This is a genomic window from Actinospica robiniae DSM 44927 (assembly GCF_000504285.1).
Taxonomy (GTDB): Bacteria; Actinomycetota; Actinomycetes; order Streptomycetales; family Catenulisporaceae; genus Actinospica; species Actinospica robiniae.
Window position 1 is genome coordinate 7,597,798 of sequence record NZ_KI632511.1, and the last position, 19,232, is coordinate 7,617,029.

Consider the following 19,232-nt stretch of genomic DNA (forward strand, 5'->3'; position numbering starts at 1 on the left):
AAGAGTTCGATGGCTTCTCTGCACGACGCCACGCGCGGCCGGCTTCTGTTCGGGGGCGACTACAACCCCGAGCAGTGGCCGCGCGAGGTCTGGGAGGACGACGTCAGGCTGATGCACGAGGCCGGGGTGAACCTGGCCACGGTCGGCGTCTTCTCCTGGGCCCTGCTCGAGCCCAGGCCGGGGGAGTACGACTTCGGCTGGCTCGACGAGGTCCTCGACCTCCTGCACTCCGGCGGGATCGGCGTCGCGCTGGCCACTCCGACCGCGAGCGCTCCGCCGTGGCTGCACCACCGGTGGCCGGAGACCTCGCCGCAGGACCCGGATCGCAGCGTGCGTACTTACGGGTCGCGCAACGCTTACTGCCCGTCCTCGGCGGTCTACCGGCACCACGCGGACGCCGTCTGCGCGGCGCTGGCGGACCGGTACGCGCACCACCCGGCGCTGCGGATGTGGCACATCGGCAACGAGTTCGGGACGGTGTGCTACTGCGACGGCTGCGCGGAGACCTTCCGCGGCTGGCTCAAGCGGAAGTACACCGACCTCGACGGGCTCAACGAGGCCTGGGGCACCCGGTTCTGGTCGCAGCACTACAGCGAGTGGGCCGAGGTGATCCCGCCGCGCAAGGTCCAGTACGTCATCAATCCGGTGCAGGACCAGGACTATCAGCGCTTCGCCTCGGATCTGCTGCTCGAGGGCTTCAAGACGGAGCGCGACATCGTCTCGGCCCGCAACCCGGCGGTCCCGGTCACCACGAACTTCATGGGGTTCTACAAGGGCACCGACTCCTGGCAGTGGGCGCCCGAGGAGGACTTCGCCTCGGTCGACTCGTATCCGGACCCGAACGACCCGCTCGGCGCGTGCGCGAGCGCGTTCGCCCAGGACCTGACCCGGTCGCTGGGCCGGTCGACCCGCGCCGGCGGCTGGATCATGATGGAGCAGTCGACCGGCGCCGTGGGCTGGCGGGAGGTGGCCACGCCCAAGCCGCCGGGCCTGTTCCGGCTGTGGTCGCTCCAGGCCCTCGCCCGCGGCGCGGACGGGCTGCTGCAGTTCCAGTGGCGCGCCTCGAAGCAGGGCGCGGAGCGCTCGCACAGCGCGATGGTGCCGCATGCGGGCCCTGATTCGCGCGTGTTCCGCGAGGTGTGCGAGCTGGGCAAGGACCTCGCCGGCCTCGGCGACCTGATCGGCACCGAGGTCGCGGCGCAGGTCGCGATCGTGGTCGACTGGGACGCCTGGCGGGCGGTGGAGCTCGACCACCAGCCGCACAGCGGTTTCCGCTACGTGGACCGGATCTACGAGTACTACACCGCGCTGTGGCGCGCGAACATCACCTGCGATTTCGTGCATCCGCACGCGGAGCTGTCCGGGTACCGGCTGGTGCTCGCGCCGAATCTGTATCAGATCTCGGACGAGGCCGGCCGGAACCTGGAGCGGCACGTCGAAGCCGGCGGCACGCTCGTCGTCGGGCCGTTCAGCGGAGTGACGGACCCGGACGAGCGTGTCCGCCTCGGCGGCTATCCCGCGTCCCTGCGGGAGCTGCTCGGGATCCGGATCGAGGAGTACTGGCCGATCCCGGACGGGGTCGGCCTGCGGGTGGGCTCGGCCGAGCTGGGCGACTTCACGGCCGCCACCTGGGCCGAGTGGTTCGACCAGGCGGCCACCACGGCCCGCGTGCTCGCGCGGATCGAGGACGGCCCGCTGGCCGGCCACCCGGCGGTCACGGTCAACGGCCACGGCGCCGGCTCGGCCTGGTACCTCGCCACCCTGCCGGAGGCCTCGGCCCTCGGCCGGGTGCTGCGCCGTGCCGCCGCCGACGCGGGCGTCGGGCCGGTGCTGGAGAACCTGCCGGAAGGCGTGGAGGCGGTCCGCAGGGGCGACCGCGTCTTCGTTCTCGACCATCGCACCCGCGAGGTCGAGATCCGCGCCGCCTGAAGCCACGGCCTCCCGGTCCCGCCGCATCGGGACCGGGAGGCCGTATCCATCGCCGTATGCCGCGTGGCAGAGGTCCACTGGGGGTAGCCTCGGGGGAACTCAGACGCCGCGGCGGCGGTCGAGGACGAAACTATCGAAGCGCTTCGACAGATCCCCTAGACAGTCTCCACGTGCGCGGTCTACCCTTCAGGGGCAAGGCTTGGCGGGCGGCCGGGAAACCGGCCGGAGACAATGTCGAAGCGCTTCACCACCGCTTCCGGGCACAGCGCCCCCGCCGTGCCCGCCCCGCTCCGACCACCCGAAGAGGCTCCACTATGGTGACCCTGGCCGAAGTCGCCCGCCAAGCGGGCGTCTCGCCCTCCACGGTGTCCTACGTCCTGTCGCGCAAGCGCTCGATCTCGGACGACACCCGCCGGAAGGTGGAGGCGGCGATCGAGGCGCTCGGATACCACCCGCACGCCGGGGCCCGCGCGCTGGCGTCGAACCGCTCCAACATCCTCGCCCTGATGATCCCGCTGCGCAGCGACATGTACGTGCCGGTGATCATGGAGATCGCCATGGCGGTGACCACCGAGGCGCGCGAGTTCGGGCAGGACGTGCTCCTGCTCACCAAGGACGAGGGCACCCAGGGGGTGCGCCGGATCGCCGGCAGCGGCCTGGCCGACGCGATGATCCTGATGGACATCGAGCTCGAGGACGACCGGATCCCGGTGCTGCGCGAGACCGAGACCCCGGCCGTGCTGATCGGGCTGCCCGCCGACTCGGCCGGGCTCGCCTGCGTCGACCTCGACTTCGAGGCCACCGGCGCCACCTGCGTCGAGCACCTCGCCGCGCTCGGCCACCGCGACATCGCCCTGATCGGCGAGGGCGAGGGGGTCTACCAGCGCAAGACCGGCTTCGCCGCCCGCACGCTGGCCGGCTTCCAGCGGGCCGCCGCCGAGCGCGGCGTGCGCACCGTGCACCGCTCCTGCGAGGGCACCTACGAGTCCACCGCGGGCGTGCTCTCCCGGATCATGGAGGAGCGCCCGCACACCACCGGGTTCGTGGTGCAGAACGAGGCGGCCATCGCCCCGCTGCTGAGCCTGCTGCGCCTGTCCGGCCGGGCCGTGCCCGAGGACACCAGCGTGGTGGCGATCTGCCCGGACCAGGTCGCGCTGCAGGCCTCGCCCCGGCTGACCAGCGTTTCCATCCCGGCCGAGGAGATGGGCCGGCGCGCCGTCCGGCTCGCCATGGCCCAGCTCGACTCGGCCGGCGGCCAGCAGGAACCGATCACCTTGATCCCCCCGGCGCTGACCGCGCGCGAATCGAGCGCCGCCGGTCCCGCGGCCTGAGCCGCGGCCGGCCCGCGACCGGCGCTCAACCCCAGAACACTGATACGTACGGCAGCACGCCCCGCGCCCACCGGGCGCCGCCCCGCACGGCGGCGCGCACTGCCCCCGCCTACGAAAGGCCCATCCGCCATGTCCGAGGAATCCCCGCTGGCCTCGCTCGCCCACGAGGTGGGCGAGTTCACGGCCCGACCCGGAGAGCCCGTCCTGGAGTGGACCGGCCGCCAGGAGACGCTGCGCATCGAACCGTGGGGCGCCGACTCGCTCCGGGTCCGGACCAAGGTCGGCGGGGCGATCCTGGACGACGTGCCCGGCGCCCTGCTCGAGAACCCGCCGGGGGAACCCGGCGCCGGGGCCTGGGTGGAGCTCGGCCCGCACGCGGCCACGATCGTCAACGGCGAGCTGACCGCCACCGTGACGCCCACCGGCCGGATCACCTTCACCCGCACTTCCGACGGCGCCGAGTTGCTGGCGGAGCAGGACGCGCACTTCTGGTGGCCCGGCCCGCGCCTGCGCACCGCGCACGGCAACGGCTACGCCCGGCTCGAACAGCGCTTCGCCGCCTACCCGGACGAGCGCCTCTACGGCCTCGGCCAGCACCAGCACGGCCTGTTCGACCAGAAGGGCGCCGTGATCGACCTGGTCCAGCGCAACTCCGAGGTCACCATCCCGTTCCTGGTCTCCTCGCGCGGCTACGGCTTCCTGTGGAACATGCCCGCGATCGGCCGGGTGGAGCTCGCGCACAACGGCACCCGCTGGGTGGCCGACAGCGCCCGCCAGATCGACTACTGGGTCACCGCCGGCGAGCCGGCCGCGATCCAGCGCTCCTACGCCGCCGCCACCGGCCACACCCCGGTGCTGCCCGAGTGGGCCGCCGGGTTCTGGCAGTGCAAGCTGCGCTACCGCTCGCAGGAGGAGCTGCTCGAGGTGGCCCGCGAGTACCACCGCCGCGGCGTCCCGCTCGACGTCATCGTCGCGGACTTCTTCCACTGGACCCACCTCGGCGAGTGGCGCTTCGACCCGGCCGAGTGGCCCGACCCGGCCGCCGCGGTCGAGGAGCTGGCGAGCTACGGCACGAAGCTGATGGTCTCGGTCTGGCCCTCCGTCAGCCCGCTCTCGGAGTACCACTTCGACATGGAGCGCCTCGGCCTGCTGATCGGCACCGAGTTCGGCCCCGTCGCCCACGCCGACTGGCCGGACAAGGGCGTGGACCACACCGTCCAGGTCGCGTTCTACGACGCCACCAACCCGAAGGCGCGCGACTTCGTCTGGTCCAAGGTGCGCGAGAGCTACCTGGACAAGGGCATCGAGATCTTCTGGGCCGACGCCTGCGAGCCCGAGCTCAAGCCCGGCTACCCGGCCAACCTGCGCTACCACGCGGGCACCGGGCTGGAGGTCGGCAACCTCTATCCGCGGGAGAACTCGCGGATGTTCTACGACGGCATGCGCTCGGCCGGCCGCGAGCACGTGGTCACGCTCAACCGTTCGGCCTGGGCCGGTTCGCAGCGCTACGGCGCGATCCTGTGGTCCGGCGACATCTACCCGGACTTCGCCACCTTCCGCAAGCAGATCGCGGCGGGCCTGAACACGGCGCTGAGCGGGATCCCGTGGTGGAACACCGACATCGGCGGCTTCCACGGCGGCGACCCGGACTCGCCGGAGTACCGCGAGACCATCGTGCGCTGGTTCCAGTTCGGCGCGTTCAGCCCGATCTTCCGGCTGCACGGCTTCCGCGAGCCGGCCATGGAGTTCTCGCCCCAGGTGACCGGCGGCCCGAACGAGATCTGGTCGTACGGCGAGGAGGCCTGCAAGATCATGTCCGACTACATCGCCCTGCGCGAGCGGCTCAAGCCGTACGTGCTCTCGGTGATGCAGGAGGCGCACGAGACCGGCCTGACCCCGATCCGCCCCTACCTGGTGGAGTTCCCGGAGGACCCGAAGTCCTGGACTGTGGACGACGCCTACCTGTTCGGCCGCGACCTGCTGGTGGCGCCGGTGCTCGAGGCCGGCGCCCGCGCCTGGGACGTCTACCTGCCCAAGGGCGCCTCCTGGCGGGACGCCTGGACCGGCGAGGAGTACACCGGCGGCCAGACCGTGACGGTGCAGGCGCCGCTCGAGCGGATTCCGCTGTTCCTGCGCGACGGGGCGCAGCTTCCGATCCTTCCCGAGGCCTAGTCCTTTTGATAGGCGAACGCCGTCGCCAAGGTGGGCTTGGCGACGGCGTTCACGCGTCCGCGCGTATGTGTGTACTTACATCGAGCGCTGATAGCTGCGGAACGCGCGGGTCGAGACCCAGCCGCAGGCCACCATCAGGATGGCGAGATAGCCGAGGTTCTCGAAGATCGGCCCCCAGTTCGGGCTGGACTCCAGCGCGCCGCGGCCGGCCACCAGCGTCCAGTTCACCGGGTTGTACTTGGTCACCTCCTGCATCCAGTGCGGGATGAGCGAGAGCGCCATGAACCCGGTGGAGGTGAACTGAAGCGGCATCAGGACGAAGTTCGAGGCCGCGATGATCGATTCTTCCCGGCGCACCATCAGCGCGAGCCCGTAGGAGAGCGCGCCGATCGCGGTGGCCAGCAGGTTCGAGGCCACCATGAGCACCAGCACGCCCATCACCACGTTGTGATAGCTCGCGCCCACTGCCAGCCCCAGCAGCAGGATTATCGCCGCCTGGATGACGATCGCGAGCACCTGCACCAGCAGCCGTCCCACGATCAGCGAGGAGCGCGAGACGGGCGAGATCAGGAACCGGTCGAGCACGCCCCGGGTCAGGTCGTCCAGGATCGCCATGCCGCCCCAGCCGGCGCCGAAGAATGCGGACATGACCACGATCGAGGGCACCAGGTATGTCTCGTAGTTGGGCGCGCCGAAGTCGGGCAACTGGGTGATGGACTTGAACAGCTGGCCGAACAGCAGAAGCCAGATCATCGGCTGGATCAGCGTGAAGGCCACGAACATCGGCTGCCGCAGGAACGCCCGGAAGGCGCGGCCGGTCATGTACCAGGTGTCGCTGAGCGCGTTCACCGCGCCTCCCCCTTCTGCTCCCCGGACCGCGCGGCCTGGGCGGCGGCTTCCTCGGCCGCGGTGAACGAACGGCCGGTGTGGCGCAGGTAGACGTCGTCCAGCGAGGGCCGGGCGACCGTGACGGAGGCGACGGTGATCTCCACCGCCTCGAGCGCGGCCAGCAGTGCGGGCACCGCGCCGGCGCCGTCCCCGCTGCGGCCGCGCAGGAGCAGGCCGTCGACGACGACGTCGGTGAGCCGCCCGGGCGCGCCGGCCACGGCGAGGGCCTTGTCCGGGTCAGCGCCCTGAGCCAGTTCGAGTGAGACCGCGTCGCCCTCGAGCTCGGCCTTGAGCTCGTCCGGGCTGCCCTCGATGACGATCCGGCCCTGATCCACGATGGCGAGGGAGCGGGCGAGCTCGTCCGCCTCCTCCAGGTAATGCGTCGTCAGCAGGATGGTCAGGCCCTGATCCCAGGCCAGTGCCCTGATCTGCTCCCACATCTCGGACCGCGCCTCCGGGTCGAGGCCGGTGGTCGGCTCGTCCAGGAAGAGCACCTGCGGCGCGTGCACCAGGCCGAGCGCCACGTCGAGCTTGCGCTTCATGCCGCCGGAGTAGGTCTTCACGAACCGTCCGCCGACCTCGGCCAGGCCGAAACGGCCGAGCAGGTCGTCCACCCGCCGCTCGAGCTCGGCGCCGCGCAGGCCGTAGACCCGGCCCTGCAGCAGCAGGTTCTCCCGTCCGGTGGCCTGGACGTCGACGCCGGAGTTCTGGGCTATGCAGCCGATGGACCGGCGCACCTGCCGCTGCTGGCGCACGATGTCGAAGCCGGCCACGCTGGCCGCGCCGGAGGTCGGCGCGGAGAGCGTGGTGAGCATCTTCACCAGCGTGGACTTGCCCGCGCCGTTCGGCCCGAGCAGGCCGAAGACCGAGCCGCGCGGGACCTGCAGGCTCACCCCGCGCACCGCGCGGACGTCGCCTTTATACGTTTTCACCAGGTCTCTCGCGTCGATCGCGAGCTCCCCGACAGCCGTGGACGATGGCACGGCCACCCCCTTCTATTCGCGCTATATCGCGTTCAGCGAACACGATATAGCTCAATCCCGGGCTGTCAAGACCGGCGGTGTGTCAGCGGGTCTTGCGACCTTCCCGCGCGGGCGGTACGCAAGAGCCAGCCGCGTGCGGTGGGCGCGCGCAGCGATCGCAGGGGGAGGCAGCACCATGGCGAACGAGTTGTGGTTCACCGAGAACAGCCGGGATCTGTCGCAGTCGGGCGGCGACGATGCGGGCTTCGAGTTCGAGTTCTACTGTCAGCGCTGCGGCGACACCTGGCGTTCCGGCTTCGAGAACTACAGTCTCGGCCGGGCCACCGGCTGGCTGCGCCGGGCCAGCGGGATGGCCTCGAACGCCGCCTCGAACGTCGGGTGGGACGTGGCCAACACGGTCGGCGGGCTCGCCGACGCGGGCTGGCACCGGGCCCGCGACGCCGCGTTCCAGCGCGCCATCGGCCAGGCGCAGAGCCACTTCCACCGCTGCGCGCACTGCACTCAGCACGTGTGCGACAACTGCTGGAGCGCGGATCGCGGGATGTGCCGCTACTGTGCGCCCGACCTGCAGGCCGAGGTCGAGCAGGCCCGCGCGGAGGGCCAGGTCGCGGCGGCGCGCCAGGCCGCGTCCGAAGCCGGGGCGCAATCCGTGGAAGGCATGGACGTGGTGACGGAGCATCAGCTGGTGTGCCCGCAGTGCCGGGCAGAAGTGCACGGTGCCAAGTTCTGCCCGGAATGCGGCCACAAGCTCACCGATCCCGCATCCTGCGGTGGCTGCGGCCAAGCGGTGCCGGCCGGCGCCAAGTTCTGCCCGGAGTGCGGGACCCCAGCGGCCGGCTGAGAACCGGCCGACGGCGGCTAACGTCCGTGCCGGCTGAACGTCCGTACCGCCAGCGGAACGAAGACGAGCAGCAGCACCGCGCACCAGCCGAGCGTCGCGGCCACCGGATGCACGAGCGTCCACGGTGAGGTGGCCGCGGCGCCGGCGTTGTCCCCGAAGAGCGTGCGGCAGACGGCGGCCGCACAGCTGACCGGGTTCCATTCGGCGATCGCGCGCAGCCAGCCCGGCATCCCCGCGGTCGGCACGAACACGTTGCTGACCATGCCGATCGGGAACACCAGGATGCCGGCCTGAGCGGCGATATCCTCCCGGCCGCAAAGCAGGCCGAGGAAGAACCCCAGCCAGATCATGCAGAAGCGCAGCAGGAGCAGGATGCCGAACGCCGCGGCCGCCCGTCCGACGCCGTCGTGCGCGCGCCAGCCGACGGCCAGCCCGACGCCGATCATGGCGGCCAGGACGACGGCGCTGACGAACAGGTCCGCGAACGCCTGCCCGAGCAGCGTCGCGCCGCGCGATATCGGCATCGTGCGCAGCCGGTCGGTCATTCCGCGTTCGAGATCGCGCGCGGCGCCCACCATGCTCGGCATGACGGCGTTGACCGCGATCAGCACGTACAGCCCCGGCATCAGATAGCTGCGGTAGCTCTCTCCGCCCGGCGCCGCGATGGCACTGCCGAACACGTACCCGAACACGACCAGCATGGCCAGCGGCGCGGCGAGTGAGACGAAGATCAGACCGGGGGAGTTCTTGTAGTACCAGAGCACGCGGAGCGTCAGAGCCCAGACATCCGTGTGCGGACGGCGGGTGACTGTGGTGACGGTCGTGGTGGTCATGCCGCGCTCCCAGTGATGGTGAGGAAGACTTCGTCGAGGGTCGGTCTGCGCAGCGCGACATCGAGCGCTTCCACGCCTGCGCTGTCGAGTTCGCGAACTAGGCGAGGCAGACCGATGGTGGCGCCGCCGGCCGTCCGCACGTTCAGTCGGCGCTCCGCGGCATCGATCTCCGGTTCGGCGCCGGCCAGATCAGTGAGCACCTTCGCGGCCGTCGCCAGCAGCGCCGCGTCAGCGAGTTCCACTTCGATGCGGGTGCCGATCATCTCCTTGAGCTGCGCGGGAGTGCCGTTCGCGATGACCACGCCCTGATCGACGACGGCGATCTCCCCGGCGAGTTGGTCCGCCTCGTCGAGGTACTGCGTGGTGAGCAGGACCGTGGCGCCGTCGGCGGCCAACTGTCTGACGGTGGACCAGATCTCGTTGCGGCTGCGGGGATCGAGCCCGGTGGTGGGTTCGTCCAGGAAGAGCACCGAGGGCCGGGTGAGCAGGCTGGCGACGAGATCGAGCCGGCGTCGCATGCCACCCGAGTACGACCGCACCAGCCGGCCCGCCGCCTCGGCCAGATCGAACCGCTCGAGCAGGTCGTCGGCGCGTCGGGCCGCTTCGCGGGCGCCGAGGTGGTGCAGCCGGCCGAGCAGGCGCAGGTTCTCCCGGCCGGTGATGCCCTCGTCCAAAGCGGCGTGCTGCCCGGTGTAGCCGATGCGTCGGCGCACTTCGTCGGGCTGGCGCACCACGTCGTACCCGGCCACCCTGACCTCGCCGGCTTCGGGCGCGGTGAGCGTGGCCAGGACGCGCACGGCCGTGGTCTTGCCTGCGCCGTTGGGTCCGAGCAGGCCGCAGACCGTGCCGACCGGGACGCTCAGCTCAAATCCGCGCAGGGCGTGTGTCTTGCCGAAGTGCTTGTGCAGGCCGGATACCGCGATCGCCTGGCTTGGCGCATCACTACCTGGTACATCGTACGGTGTTTTCATGCCGCGAAGCATACTACGTACGGTGTACGGGTTGTCTAGACTCGGTCGAGGTGAGCAACGAGATGACGAACGAGCGCCCCGAGTTGATCTGGCTGCGGCCCGAACGCGCGGCCCGCGGCCCGGCGCCCGCGCACAGCCGAGCGGCCATCGCCGCGGCCGCGATCGCCCTGGCCGACGCCGAGGGCCTGGCCGGCGTGTCCATGCGGAAGATCGCCGCGGCTCTCGGCGCCGGCACGATGTCGCTGTATACCTATGTGCCGAAGAAGGAGCACCTGTTCGATCTGATGCTGGACGCGGTGGCGGGGGAGTGGCGGCTGCCCGAGGCGCCGACCGGCGACCAGCGGGCGGATCTGCACGAGTTCGCCCGGCAAGGCCTGGCAGCGATGCGCCGGCACCCCTGGGTGCCCGGGCTCGTGCTCACCCGGCCCTCGATCGGACCGAACTCGCTGCGCTGCACCGAATACTTCCTCGCGGTGATGTCCGAGGCGAAGCTGTCAGGCGGCACGAAGATGGAGCTGTTCGCGATGCTCAACGGCTACGTGTGCCAGTTCGCGCAGTGGGAGGCGAACCAGCGGGACGTCGGCGGCAGCGCGCAGTGGCAGGCCGAGCTCGCCGCGTACCTCGGCATGGCTGTGGCCACTGGCGACTATCCGAACCTGGCCGCCGCCTTCATCGGCTCCGAGGCGCCCGATCTGGACGCGGACGCGGTCTTCGAGCGCTCGGTCGGCCGGGTCATCGATCTGATCCTGAGTCAGGCGACGTCCGCACCGTCCGCCCACTAGCGCAAAACTATGTCGTACTATGCATCATGTTCCACGTGGAACATCGCCTTTGTCACGGTTTCACCGTCCGCTCCGAGCGTGATCTCGGCCTGGATCGTCTCGCCGGCCAGCACGCGCGGCAGCCAGTGGCGCGCATCCGGCCACATGTCGGCCCACGGCAGATCCTCGACCGGGTACCACCCGGGGACCAGCTCGTCGGACTCTGCCGGCTCGCCCTGGAAGAGCCGGGTGCGGAACAGCGCCACGTGCAGATCCCACTCGGGCCTGGTCGGAAAGCGGAAGGCCACGCCGCCCGCCGGCGCCAGATCAGCCGGCTCGACCACGATCCCCACCTCCTCGGCGATCTCACGCACGCAGGCCTGCCCGGTAGTCTCGCCCGGCTCCAGATGGCCGCCCGGAGCGACCACGCGCCCCTCGCCGAAGCCGCGTTTCTTCAGTCCCAGCAGCAGCTCGGTCACACCCGCGTCGCTCCTGGTGATCAGGCATACGCAGGTCGATTTCACGTCGCCGTCACCGGCACCCGCGGCCTCCTCGGTAGCATGATCTGGTGAAGATCGAGATGGATGACCTGACCGGCTCCGAGGTTATCGAACTCCTGCGCTTCCACCGCGCGGAGATGGAGCGGGTCACGCCTCGGGCCGAGAGCATGCACGCGCTCGACCTCGACGGGCTGCGCCATCCCGACGTCGTCTTCTGGACCCTGCGCGACGAAGGCCGGCTCGCCGGATGCGCCGCGATCAAGCGCCTCGACGAGACGCACGGGGAGATCAAGTCCATGCGCACGGCCGAGGGCTACCAGCGGCGCGGAGTCGCTGCCGCGATGCTGGCCCACATCGAGCGGGAATCGGCGGCCATGGGCCTGGCCAAGCTGAGCCTCGAGACCGGCACCGAGGACTACTTCGCCCCGGCGCGTGCCCTCTACGAACGCTGCGGATTCATCTACTGCGATCCCTTCGCGGACTACGTGCTCGACCCGCTGAGCGTCTTCATGACGAAGAAGATCGCGTGAAGACCGGATTCGCGGCGGCACCGGACGGCACACGGATCGCCTACCAGATCGAGGGTGAGGGCCCGGCACTGCTTCTGCTGGCCGGCCAGGCGAACAACCACCACTGGTGGGACGGAGTCCGCGAAGACTTCCAGGCTGATCGAACGACCGTCAGTTTTGATTACCGCGGCACCGGCGAGAGCGACAAGCCCGACGTGCCGTACAGCATCGATCTGTTCGCCCAGGACGCCCTCGCCGTCCTCGACGCGCTCGGAATCGAAAGCGCGGACGTCTACGGCACGTCCATGGGAGGCCGAACCGCGCAAGTACTCGCCGCGAAGAACCCGCGGCGAGTAAGACGCCTGGTACTCGGCTGCACGTCGCCCGGCGGACCGCAGGCGATCGAGCGCGGCAACGACGTGCGACGGGCCCTGGCTCAGGCCGACCGCGCTGCCGCCGCACGTGTGCTGGATGAGCTGATGTACACGCCGGAATGGCTCGCCGTGTACCCCGGCCCGCACCAGACCACCGGCGACCCGGCGATGCCCGACTTCGCCCGCGGCCGCCACCTCGTGGCCAGCAGCCGCCACGACGCCTGGGACCTGCTGCCGCGGATCGAGGCCGAGACACTCGTCGTGCACGGCACCGAAGACCGCTTCAACCCGACGGAGAACGCCCAGCTGATCGCGGGCCGGATTCCGCGTGCCGGAATCGAGCTGATCGAGGGAGCCCGGCACGCGTACTTCGAGGAGTTCCGCGCCCTCGCCGGCCCCGCGGTCATTCGCTTTCTGACGAGCCAGCCGTAACACGAGGCGTGTTGTTGGTAGTCTGGGCGACAGGTTGGCGCAACCTGCCGCTCGCACCCGGAAGGGCTCGGTGAATGCGCACGACAAGCCGTCAAGCGCAGGCTGACCGAGCGCGGCACGAGCTGACAACGCGAGCATCGGCGCACCCGGCCGCGTAGGAGCCGACGCAATGACATCTACGAACACCGACCTCGCCAAGAAGCTCGCGAAGCGGCTGCGCGACGACCTCGCCGCCGCCGGCACCGAGATCCCGCACAGCCTGGCGCTCGAACTCATCGCCCATCAGCTCGCCGCCAAGGACTGGAACGTCCTGTCCGCCGCCCTGGCCAAGACCGGTGCCGCCGCCGACGCGGGCGCCGACTCGGACGCGGACGCGGAGATGCGTCCGGGCGTGCCGATCCTGCGGGTGATGGACATGGCCCTGGCCCTGCCCTTCTACCTGGACTACCTCGGCTTCACGCTCGACTGGGAGCACCGTTTCGAGCCCGGCCTGCCGGTCTACGCCCAGGTCTCCCGGTCGGCGACCGTCCTGCACCTGTCCGAGCACCACGGCGACGGCAGTCCGAACGGTGTCGTATGGATCCCGGTGCGCGACGTGACCGCCCTCCAGCGCGAGCTGCTCGCCAAGGACGACACCCGGCTGCGCCCCGGCGTCCACGCCGACGCCCCCGGCGGCCCGACGATGCAGGTCATCGACCCGTACGGCAACGTCCTGCGCTTTGCCCAGCCGCCTCGCGTTTAGCGAGCCCCCGCCCCGCTCACCCGAGTGGGCGGCGCGAGCAGCGCCCCGGCGTGCCGAATGGCGCAGGCTGGGAGAAACCACGGACGAGGAGGACGCCATGGCCGCCAGCGAGCGGGACCCGTTCCAGGAAGACCCAGAGCCGTCCTTCGTCGAGGTCGACGCAGTGGACCTCGAGACGTTCTGGGAGGCCGAAGGCAACGACAAGGTCGAATGCCCCGGCTGCGACGCCCAACCCAAGGGCCGCTTCGCCGAGCGCGGCACCGTAGACGGCAGGGACTGGGTGGCCTTCGCTCCCTGCGGCCACGTCGTCGTACTCGCCGGCTGGGCCATCTACTAGTCGCGACTCCCGCAGGTCAAGCACCTCAACCCCGTGGTTGACGTGTTTGACCTGCGGCTTCCCCGCTCTCGGCAGGCCCTGGCCGGCCGCATTACGGGTTGAGCCTCGCCGTCAGGCGCTTACGCAGACTCCGGCGGGTGGTGAACGGGCGCACGGCGTCCGTCAGCGCCGAGAACGCGTTCGTGTACCCGAAAGTCCGTGGCCTGCGAAAGCGTTCCGCGGCGACGCGCCGACAACAGCTGGCGGCGGCAGCGGCTCAGGCCACTACCGCCGCCGTCTTGTCGGCCTACCAGCCGCGCGACTTCCACGCAGCCAGCTGCGGCCGCTCGTCGCCGAGGGTCGTGTCCTTGCCGTGGCCCGGGTAGACCCACGTCTCGTCCGGCAGCCGGTCGAAGACCTTCGCGACCACATCGCCGTACAGCGAGGCGAACCGCTTCGGGTCCTTGTCGGTGTTGCCGACCCCGCCCGGGAACAGGCAGTCGCCGGTGAACAGGTGCGGGTGACCCTTCGGATCGTCGTAGAGCAGGGCGATCGAGCCCGGCGTGTGGCCGACCAGATGCGTCGCGGTCAGCTCGACTCGGCCGACGCGGATGGTGTCGCCGTCGTCGACGATGGTGTCCGTCGGCACCGCGATCCCCTCCGCGTCGTAGCGGCCGGCGAAGGTGCGGGCGCCGGTGGCGCCGACCACCTGCCGCAGCGCCTGCCAGTGGTCGCCGTGCTGATGCGTCGTGACCACCGAGGCCAACGAGCCGTTGACCAGGCGGATCAGCGTCTCCGGCTCGTTCGCCGCGTCGATCAGCAGTTGCTCGCCGGTGTCCCGGCAGCGCAGCAGGTACGCGTTGTTGTCGTAGGGGCCCACGGCGACCTTCGTGATCACCAGGGCCGGCAGTTCTCTGACATCCGGCGGGCCGCCGACCGTCACGTGCCCGTGGTAGTTCACCTTCCACCCCTCCGCACTCGCCTCGCGTCGGCGAGGTATCCGTCTTCGATGCTCACGTTCGTCACTTCCACCCGGGGGGCTTCGGCAGGGCGCCGTGCGGCTCCACGTTCAGGCCGTCGCCGTTGCTGCGGCCGATCAGCCAGGCGAACAGCGCGGCGGACGGCCCGCGCACGAGCGGGGCGGAGGCGTCCTGGGGGTCGGCGCGCACGCCGTAGAATAGGTCGGAGTCTTCGGCGTGCAAGCGGAACGCCGGCGATTCGTCGGTGTGGGCCGGGTCGTTGAACCGGGCCGTGACCATGGCGAGTTCCGGATCGGTGAAACTCGGCGGCCAGTGGGCCGGGGAGAAGGCCGCGTCCAGGTCCACGTGGTGCACCAGCACCTCCTCCAGCCGCCACCACGGGATCCAGGCGGCCGGCTGCGGGAAGCCGCGGCGGTTCTCGATCAACGTGGTCCAGTGCTCCGGCTCCATCCGCGCGGCCTGCGTGGCGAAGCGCTCGCACGCCTCGCGCAGATCCGCCAGCAGCTGCTCGGCGGAGCGGTCGGCGCCTGCCTCTATCTCGCTGTCTCGGGCCTCCCGGGAGGCGTACATCGGGGTCACGGTGCCGGTCGCGGCCCAGGTCAGCAGTCTGACCTGGGCGTCGGCGTTGCGGGCGGTATGGGTCAGGACGTGGCCGCGGGTCCAGCCGGGGAGCAGGGAGGGCTCGCGGACGGCCGCGTCGTCGAACTGCTCGGCGGTGGCCAGCAGATGGGCGGTCGCCTCGACCACCCGGGCCACGGTCTCGGTCGGATCGGGCACGGCCGCGGCCGGCGCGGCGGGGCTCGCTTCGGTTGCCATGGCTCTACTCTGGCGCACCCGCCGGGCCGAACGCCATGCGGTTCGACCGGACGGGACATTTCTGTCGGTGGGCCCGCCTACGATGGGTCGGGAGTGGTGCGCTGGTGGCCCCGAAGAACCGGGAACCAGGGAACACCGCAGGTCAGGCCATGTCGAACCAGGGAGCAGAGCAGTGGCGGACAAGTTGATCGTCCGGGGGGCGCGCGAGCACAACCTCAAAGACGTCTCCCTCGACCTGCCGAGAGACGCCCTGATCGTCTTCACCGGCCTGTCCGGTTCGGGCAAGTCCTCGCTCGCCTTCGACACGATCTTCGCCGAGGGCCAGCGCCGCTACGTCGAGTCCCTCTCGGCCTACGCCCGGCAGTTCCTCGGCCAGATGGACAAGCCGGACGTGGACTTCATCGAGGGCCTGTCCCCGGCCGTCTCGATCGACCAGAAGTCCACCTCGAAGAACCCGCGCTCGACCGTGGGCACCATCACCGAGGTCTACGACTACCTCCGGCTGCTCTACGCCCGCGCGGGCAAGGCGCACTGCCCCGAGTGCAGCCGGATCATCTCCCGGCAGAGCCCGCAGCAGATCGTCGAGCGGGTGCTGGAACTCGACGAGGGCACCCGCTTCCAGGTGCTCGCGCCGGTGGTGCGCGAGCGCAAGGGCGAGTACGCGGAGCTGTTCAAGGAGCTGCAGTCCAAGGGCTACAGCCGGGCCCGGGTGGACGGTGTGGTCATCCAGCTCACCGAGCCGCCCACGCTCAAGAAGCAGGAGAAGCACACCGTCGAGGTCGTGGTGGACCGGCTCGCGGTCAAGTCCTCGGCCAAGCGCCGGCTGACCGACTCGATCGAGACCGCGCTGCGGCTGGCCGGCGGCATGATCACGCTCGACTTCGTGGACCTGCCGGAGGACGACCCGCACCGCGAGCGGATGTACTCCGAGCACCTGTACTGCCCGTACGACGACCTGTCCTTCGAGGAGCTCGAGCCGCGCTCGTTCTCCTTCAACTCGCCCTTCGGCGCCTGCCCGGAGTGCACCGGCCTCGGCATCCGGATGGAGGTGGACGAGGAGCTCGTCATCCCCGACCCGGAGCTGAGCCTGAACGAGGGCGCGATCGCGCCGTGGTCCGGCTCCGGCCAGGCCGGCGACTACTTCGGGCACCTGCTCGAGGGCCTCGCCGGCGAGCTCGGCTTCGACCTCGACACCCCGTTCAACAAGCTTCCGGCCAAGGCCCGCAAGGCGGTGCTGCACGGCCACAAGCACAAGGTCACGGTCAGCTACACCAACCGCTTCGGCCGCACCCGCAGCTACTCCACCGGCTTCGAGGGCGTCATCCCGTGGATCGAGCGCCGGCACGCCGAGGCCGAGTCGGACAGCTCCCGCGAGCGGCACGCCGGCTACATGCGCGAGGCGCCCTGCCCCGCGTGCAACGGCACCCGGCTCAAGCCGCTGGTGCTGGCCGCCACCCTCGGCGGGCACACCGAGGGCGAGTACACCGAGGGCGGCAAGTCCATCGCCGAGGTGGCCGCGCTCCCGGTGGGGGAGTGCGCGAGGTTCCTGCGCGAGCTCAAGCTGGGCAAGCGCGAGGCGCAGATCGCCGCGCGGGTGCTCAAGGAGGTCAACGAGCGGCTGCAGTTCCTCGTCGACGTGGGCCTGGACTACCTCTCGCTGGACCGCGCCTCGGCCACCCTGGCCGGCGGCGAGGCGCAGCGCATCCGGCTGGCCACCCAGATCGGCTCCGGCCTGGTCGGGGTGCTCTACGTGCTCGACGAGCCGTCCATCGGCCTGCACCAGCGGGACAACCACCGGCTGATCGAGACGCTGGTGCGGCTGCGCAACCTCGGCAACACCCTGATCGTGGTGGAGCACGACGAGGACACCATCAAGATCGCGGACTGGGTGGTCGACATCGGCCCGGGCGCGGGCGAGCACGGCGGCCACGTGGTGGTCTCCGGGCCGGTCTCCGACCTGCTCGAGTCCGAGGACTCGCTCACCGGCGCGTACCTGTCCGGCCGGATGCGGATCGAGGTGCCGACCCAGCGCCGCCCGGTCGACCCGGAGCGGGTGCTGACCGTGCACGGCGCACGCGAGCACAACCTCAGGGACGTGGACGTCACCTTCCCGCTCGGCTGCTTCGTCGCGGTCACCGGCGTCTCCGGCTCCGGCAAGTCCACCCTGGTCAACGACATCCTCTACACCCACCTCGCACGCGAGCTGAACGGCGCGCGCAAGGTGCCCGGCCGGCACACCCGGGTGGACGGGGTGGAGCACCTGGACAAGGTGGTGCACGTCGACCAGTCCCCGATCGGCCGGACCCCGCGGTCCAACCCGGCCACCTACACCGGCGTGTTCGACCACGTGCGCCGGCTGTTCGCGGAGACCAGCGAGGCGAAGGTGCGCGGCTACCTGCCCGGGCGCTTCTCCTTCAACGTCAAGGGCGGCCGCTGCGAGAACTGCCAGGGCGACGGCACCATCAAGATCGAGATGAACTTCCTGCCGGACGTGTACGTGCCCTGCGAGGTCTGCCACGGCCGCCGCTACAACGAGCAGACGCTCGAGGTGCACTACAAGGGCAAGACCATCGCGGACGTGCTGGAGATGCCGGTGGCCGAGGCGGTGGAGTTCTTCGAGGCCATCCCCGCCATCGCCCGGCACCTGCGCACTCTCGACGACGTCGGCCTCGGCTACGTCCGGCTCGGCCAGAGCGCGACCACCCTGTCCGGCGGCGAGGCCCAGCGGGTCAAGCTCGCCGCCGAGCTGCAGCGCCGCTCCACCGGACGCACCGTCTACGTCCTGGACGAGCCGACCACCGGCCTGCACTTCGAGGACATCCGCAAGCTGCTCGGCGTACTCGGGCGGCTGGTGGACGCGGGCAACTCGGTGATCGTGATCGAGCACAACCTCGACGTGATCAAGACCGCGGACTGGCTGGTGGACATGGGTCCGGAGGGCGGCCGCGGCGGCGGCATGGTGGTGGCCGAGGGCACGCCCGAGCAGCTCGCCCAGCACCCGGAGTCCTACACCGGCAAGTTCCTCAAGGAGCTGCTCGGCTGACGGTCCGAGCGCCCGAGCCCCCCGGTGAAGGCCCGCCGCCCGGTTCCCCCGACGGAACCGCGCGGCGGGCTTTCGCGCTGAAAAATTCAGTCCGATTGAACCGTCCGCCGCCGGCATCCGTGGTGCGTGACGACCTGACGTCGACGGCGCGCCCGGCCCGGACACCCGACTTTCAGCCTGGCCAGGTAGCCTGACGCGTTGTAACAGCGAGCCGCCGCACCCCGGCGGGTCGGCGGCACGCACCCACGGACGAGGAGCCCTCACCGATGGCCGAAGAGACCAAGCCCACTCCGACCGCTGACCGGCGCACCATGCTGCGCGCCACCGCGCTCGGGGTCGCCGCGGCCGGAGTCGGCGTCACCGCCGCCGCGTGCAGCAGCAGCAACAGCATGCCGGAGGGGTCCAACGCGAAGTCCGCCCCGGCCGCCTCCGCCGGTCCGGTCACGCTGACCACCACCTCCGCGGTGCCGGTGGGCGGCGGATTCATCGACCAGGCCAACAAGGTCGTGGTCACCCAGCCGACCGCGGGACAGTTCAAGGCGTTCACGGCCGTGTGCACGCACGCGGGCTGCACCGTCGGCTCGGTGCAGAACAACGTCATCCACTGCCCGTGCCACTTCTCCGAGTTCAGCGCCAAGGACGGCTCGGTCATGCAGGGCCCGGCGGCCTCCCCGCTGAGCGCGGAGACCATCACCGTTCAGGGCTCGAACATCGTCTGGAACTCCTGATCGGCGCCTGAGCGAAGTCGCCGTGGGCGGGCCGGCGCTCGCCGCCCCCGCCCGCGGCGTGCGGGGCTGTCGGTGTGACGCCG

The 19,232-nt window shown here is 70.7% G+C and carries 17 protein-coding genes and 1 pseudogene; 11 read left to right on the forward strand and 7 right to left on the reverse strand.

All coding sequences use genetic code 11. The annotated features are described in order from the left end of the window. Positions 1-9 precede the first annotated feature (9 nt). The 3 genes from ACTRO_RS32720 (at position 10) to ACTRO_RS32730 (ending at position 5,432) form a co-directional block, all read left to right on the forward strand. Entirely contained in the window at positions 10-1,929 is a 1,920-nt protein-coding gene (locus ACTRO_RS32720) for a beta-galactosidase (protein WP_034269406.1), read from the forward strand. A gap of 314 nt (positions 1,930-2,243) precedes the next feature. Continuing rightward, positions 2,244-3,260 carry a LacI family DNA-binding transcriptional regulator gene (locus ACTRO_RS32725; protein WP_034269408.1) on the forward strand — a complete coding sequence of 339 codons (1,017 nt, stop codon included), beginning with the start codon at positions 2,244-2,246 and terminating at the stop codon, positions 3,258-3,260. Positions 3,261-3,389: 129 nt separating this feature from the next. Beyond that, positions 3,390-5,432, forward strand: coding sequence for a glycoside hydrolase family 31 protein (locus ACTRO_RS32730; RefSeq protein WP_051451737.1), 2,043 nt, complete (start codon positions 3,390-3,392; stop codon positions 5,430-5,432). Positions 5,433-5,507: 75 nt separating this feature from the next. Here the strand turns inward: ACTRO_RS32730 and ACTRO_RS32735 are convergent, their stop codons facing one another. Beyond that, positions 5,508-6,281, reverse strand: a complete 774-nt coding sequence (locus ACTRO_RS32735; RefSeq protein WP_211244482.1) for an ABC transporter permease — start codon at positions 6,279-6,281, stop codon at positions 5,508-5,510. Further along, positions 6,278-7,303 (reverse strand): daunorubicin resistance protein DrrA family ABC transporter ATP-binding protein, encoded by a 1,026-nt coding sequence (locus tag ACTRO_RS32740; protein WP_034277742.1) that lies wholly within the window; start codon positions 7,301-7,303, stop codon positions 6,278-6,280. The genes ACTRO_RS32735 and ACTRO_RS32740 overlap by 4 nt, the downstream gene beginning before the upstream one ends. A 175-nt stretch (positions 7,304-7,478) precedes the next feature. On the opposite strand from ACTRO_RS32740, the gene ACTRO_RS32745 reads away from it, so the two are divergent. Continuing rightward, a complete protein-coding gene (locus ACTRO_RS32745) occupies positions 7,479-8,144 on the forward strand; it encodes a zinc ribbon domain-containing protein (protein WP_034269414.1) in 666 nt (221 codons plus the stop codon). Positions 8,145-8,161: 17 nt separating this feature from the next. Here ACTRO_RS32745 and ACTRO_RS32750 read toward each other — a convergent pair whose 3' ends face one another. Together ACTRO_RS32750 and ACTRO_RS32755 are read right to left on the reverse strand one after the other, a co-directional pair. Next, positions 8,162-8,977, reverse strand: a complete 816-nt coding sequence (locus ACTRO_RS32750; RefSeq protein WP_034269417.1) for an ABC transporter permease — start codon at positions 8,975-8,977, stop codon at positions 8,162-8,164. After that, positions 8,974-9,948 (reverse strand): daunorubicin resistance protein DrrA family ABC transporter ATP-binding protein, encoded by a 975-nt coding sequence (locus ACTRO_RS32755; protein WP_034277743.1) that lies wholly within the window; start codon positions 9,946-9,948, stop codon positions 8,974-8,976. The genes ACTRO_RS32750 and ACTRO_RS32755 overlap by 4 nt, the downstream gene beginning before the upstream one ends. A gap of 50 nt (positions 9,949-9,998) precedes the next feature. Here ACTRO_RS32755 and ACTRO_RS32760 point away from each other — a divergent pair, with 50 nt between their 5' ends. Continuing rightward, entirely contained in the window at positions 9,999-10,730 is a 732-nt protein-coding gene (locus ACTRO_RS32760) for a TetR/AcrR family transcriptional regulator (protein WP_211244483.1), read from the forward strand. Positions 10,731-10,747: 17 nt separating this feature from the next. Here ACTRO_RS32760 and ACTRO_RS32765 read toward each other — a convergent pair whose 3' ends face one another. Further along, complete coding sequence (locus ACTRO_RS32765) at positions 10,748-11,233, reverse strand: 8-oxo-dGTP diphosphatase (RefSeq protein WP_051451738.1); 486 nt, start codon at positions 11,231-11,233, stop codon at positions 10,748-10,750. A 44-nt stretch (positions 11,234-11,277) separates the two neighbouring features. Here ACTRO_RS32765 and ACTRO_RS32770 point away from each other — a divergent pair, with 44 nt between their 5' ends. The 4 genes from ACTRO_RS32770 (at position 11,278) to ACTRO_RS32785 (ending at position 13,603) form a co-directional block, all read left to right on the forward strand. Then, positions 11,278-11,739 carry a GNAT family N-acetyltransferase gene (locus tag ACTRO_RS32770; RefSeq protein ID WP_063628116.1) on the forward strand — a complete coding sequence of 154 codons (462 nt, stop codon included), beginning with the start codon at positions 11,278-11,280 and terminating at the stop codon, positions 11,737-11,739. After that, on the forward strand, positions 11,736-12,524 hold the full coding sequence (locus ACTRO_RS32775; protein WP_034269422.1) for an alpha/beta fold hydrolase: 789 nt from the start codon (positions 11,736-11,738) through the stop codon (positions 12,522-12,524). The genes ACTRO_RS32770 and ACTRO_RS32775 overlap by 4 nt, the downstream gene beginning before the upstream one ends. Before the next feature lie 169 nt (positions 12,525-12,693). Beyond that, complete coding sequence (locus tag ACTRO_RS32780) at positions 12,694-13,266, forward strand: glyoxalase superfamily protein (RefSeq protein ID WP_034269425.1); 573 nt, start codon at positions 12,694-12,696, stop codon at positions 13,264-13,266. Between the two features lie 97 nt (positions 13,267-13,363). Then, complete coding sequence (locus ACTRO_RS32785) at positions 13,364-13,603, forward strand: hypothetical protein (protein WP_034269429.1); 240 nt, start codon at positions 13,364-13,366, stop codon at positions 13,601-13,603. 286 nt (positions 13,604-13,889) lie between these two features. Here ACTRO_RS32785 and ACTRO_RS32790 read toward each other — a convergent pair whose 3' ends face one another. After that, positions 13,890-14,543 carry an MBL fold metallo-hydrolase gene (locus ACTRO_RS32790; protein ID WP_034269432.1) on the reverse strand — a complete coding sequence of 218 codons (654 nt, stop codon included), beginning with the start codon at positions 14,541-14,543 and terminating at the stop codon, positions 13,890-13,892. 61 nt (positions 14,544-14,604) lie between these two features. Next, positions 14,605-15,378, reverse strand: coding sequence for a maleylpyruvate isomerase family mycothiol-dependent enzyme (locus tag ACTRO_RS32795; RefSeq protein WP_084316688.1), 774 nt, complete (start codon positions 15,376-15,378; stop codon positions 14,605-14,607). Positions 15,379-15,550: 172 nt separating this feature from the next. Here ACTRO_RS32795 and uvrA point away from each other — a divergent pair. After that, positions 15,551-18,418: pseudogene (gene uvrA, locus ACTRO_RS32800) on the forward strand (excinuclease ABC subunit UvrA); the annotation flags it as partial. A 269-nt stretch (positions 18,419-18,687) separates the two neighbouring features. Then, complete coding sequence (locus ACTRO_RS32805) at positions 18,688-19,149, forward strand: Rieske (2Fe-2S) protein (protein ID WP_034269435.1); 462 nt, start codon at positions 18,688-18,690, stop codon at positions 19,147-19,149. The last annotated feature ends 83 nt before the right edge of the window (positions 19,150-19,232 follow it).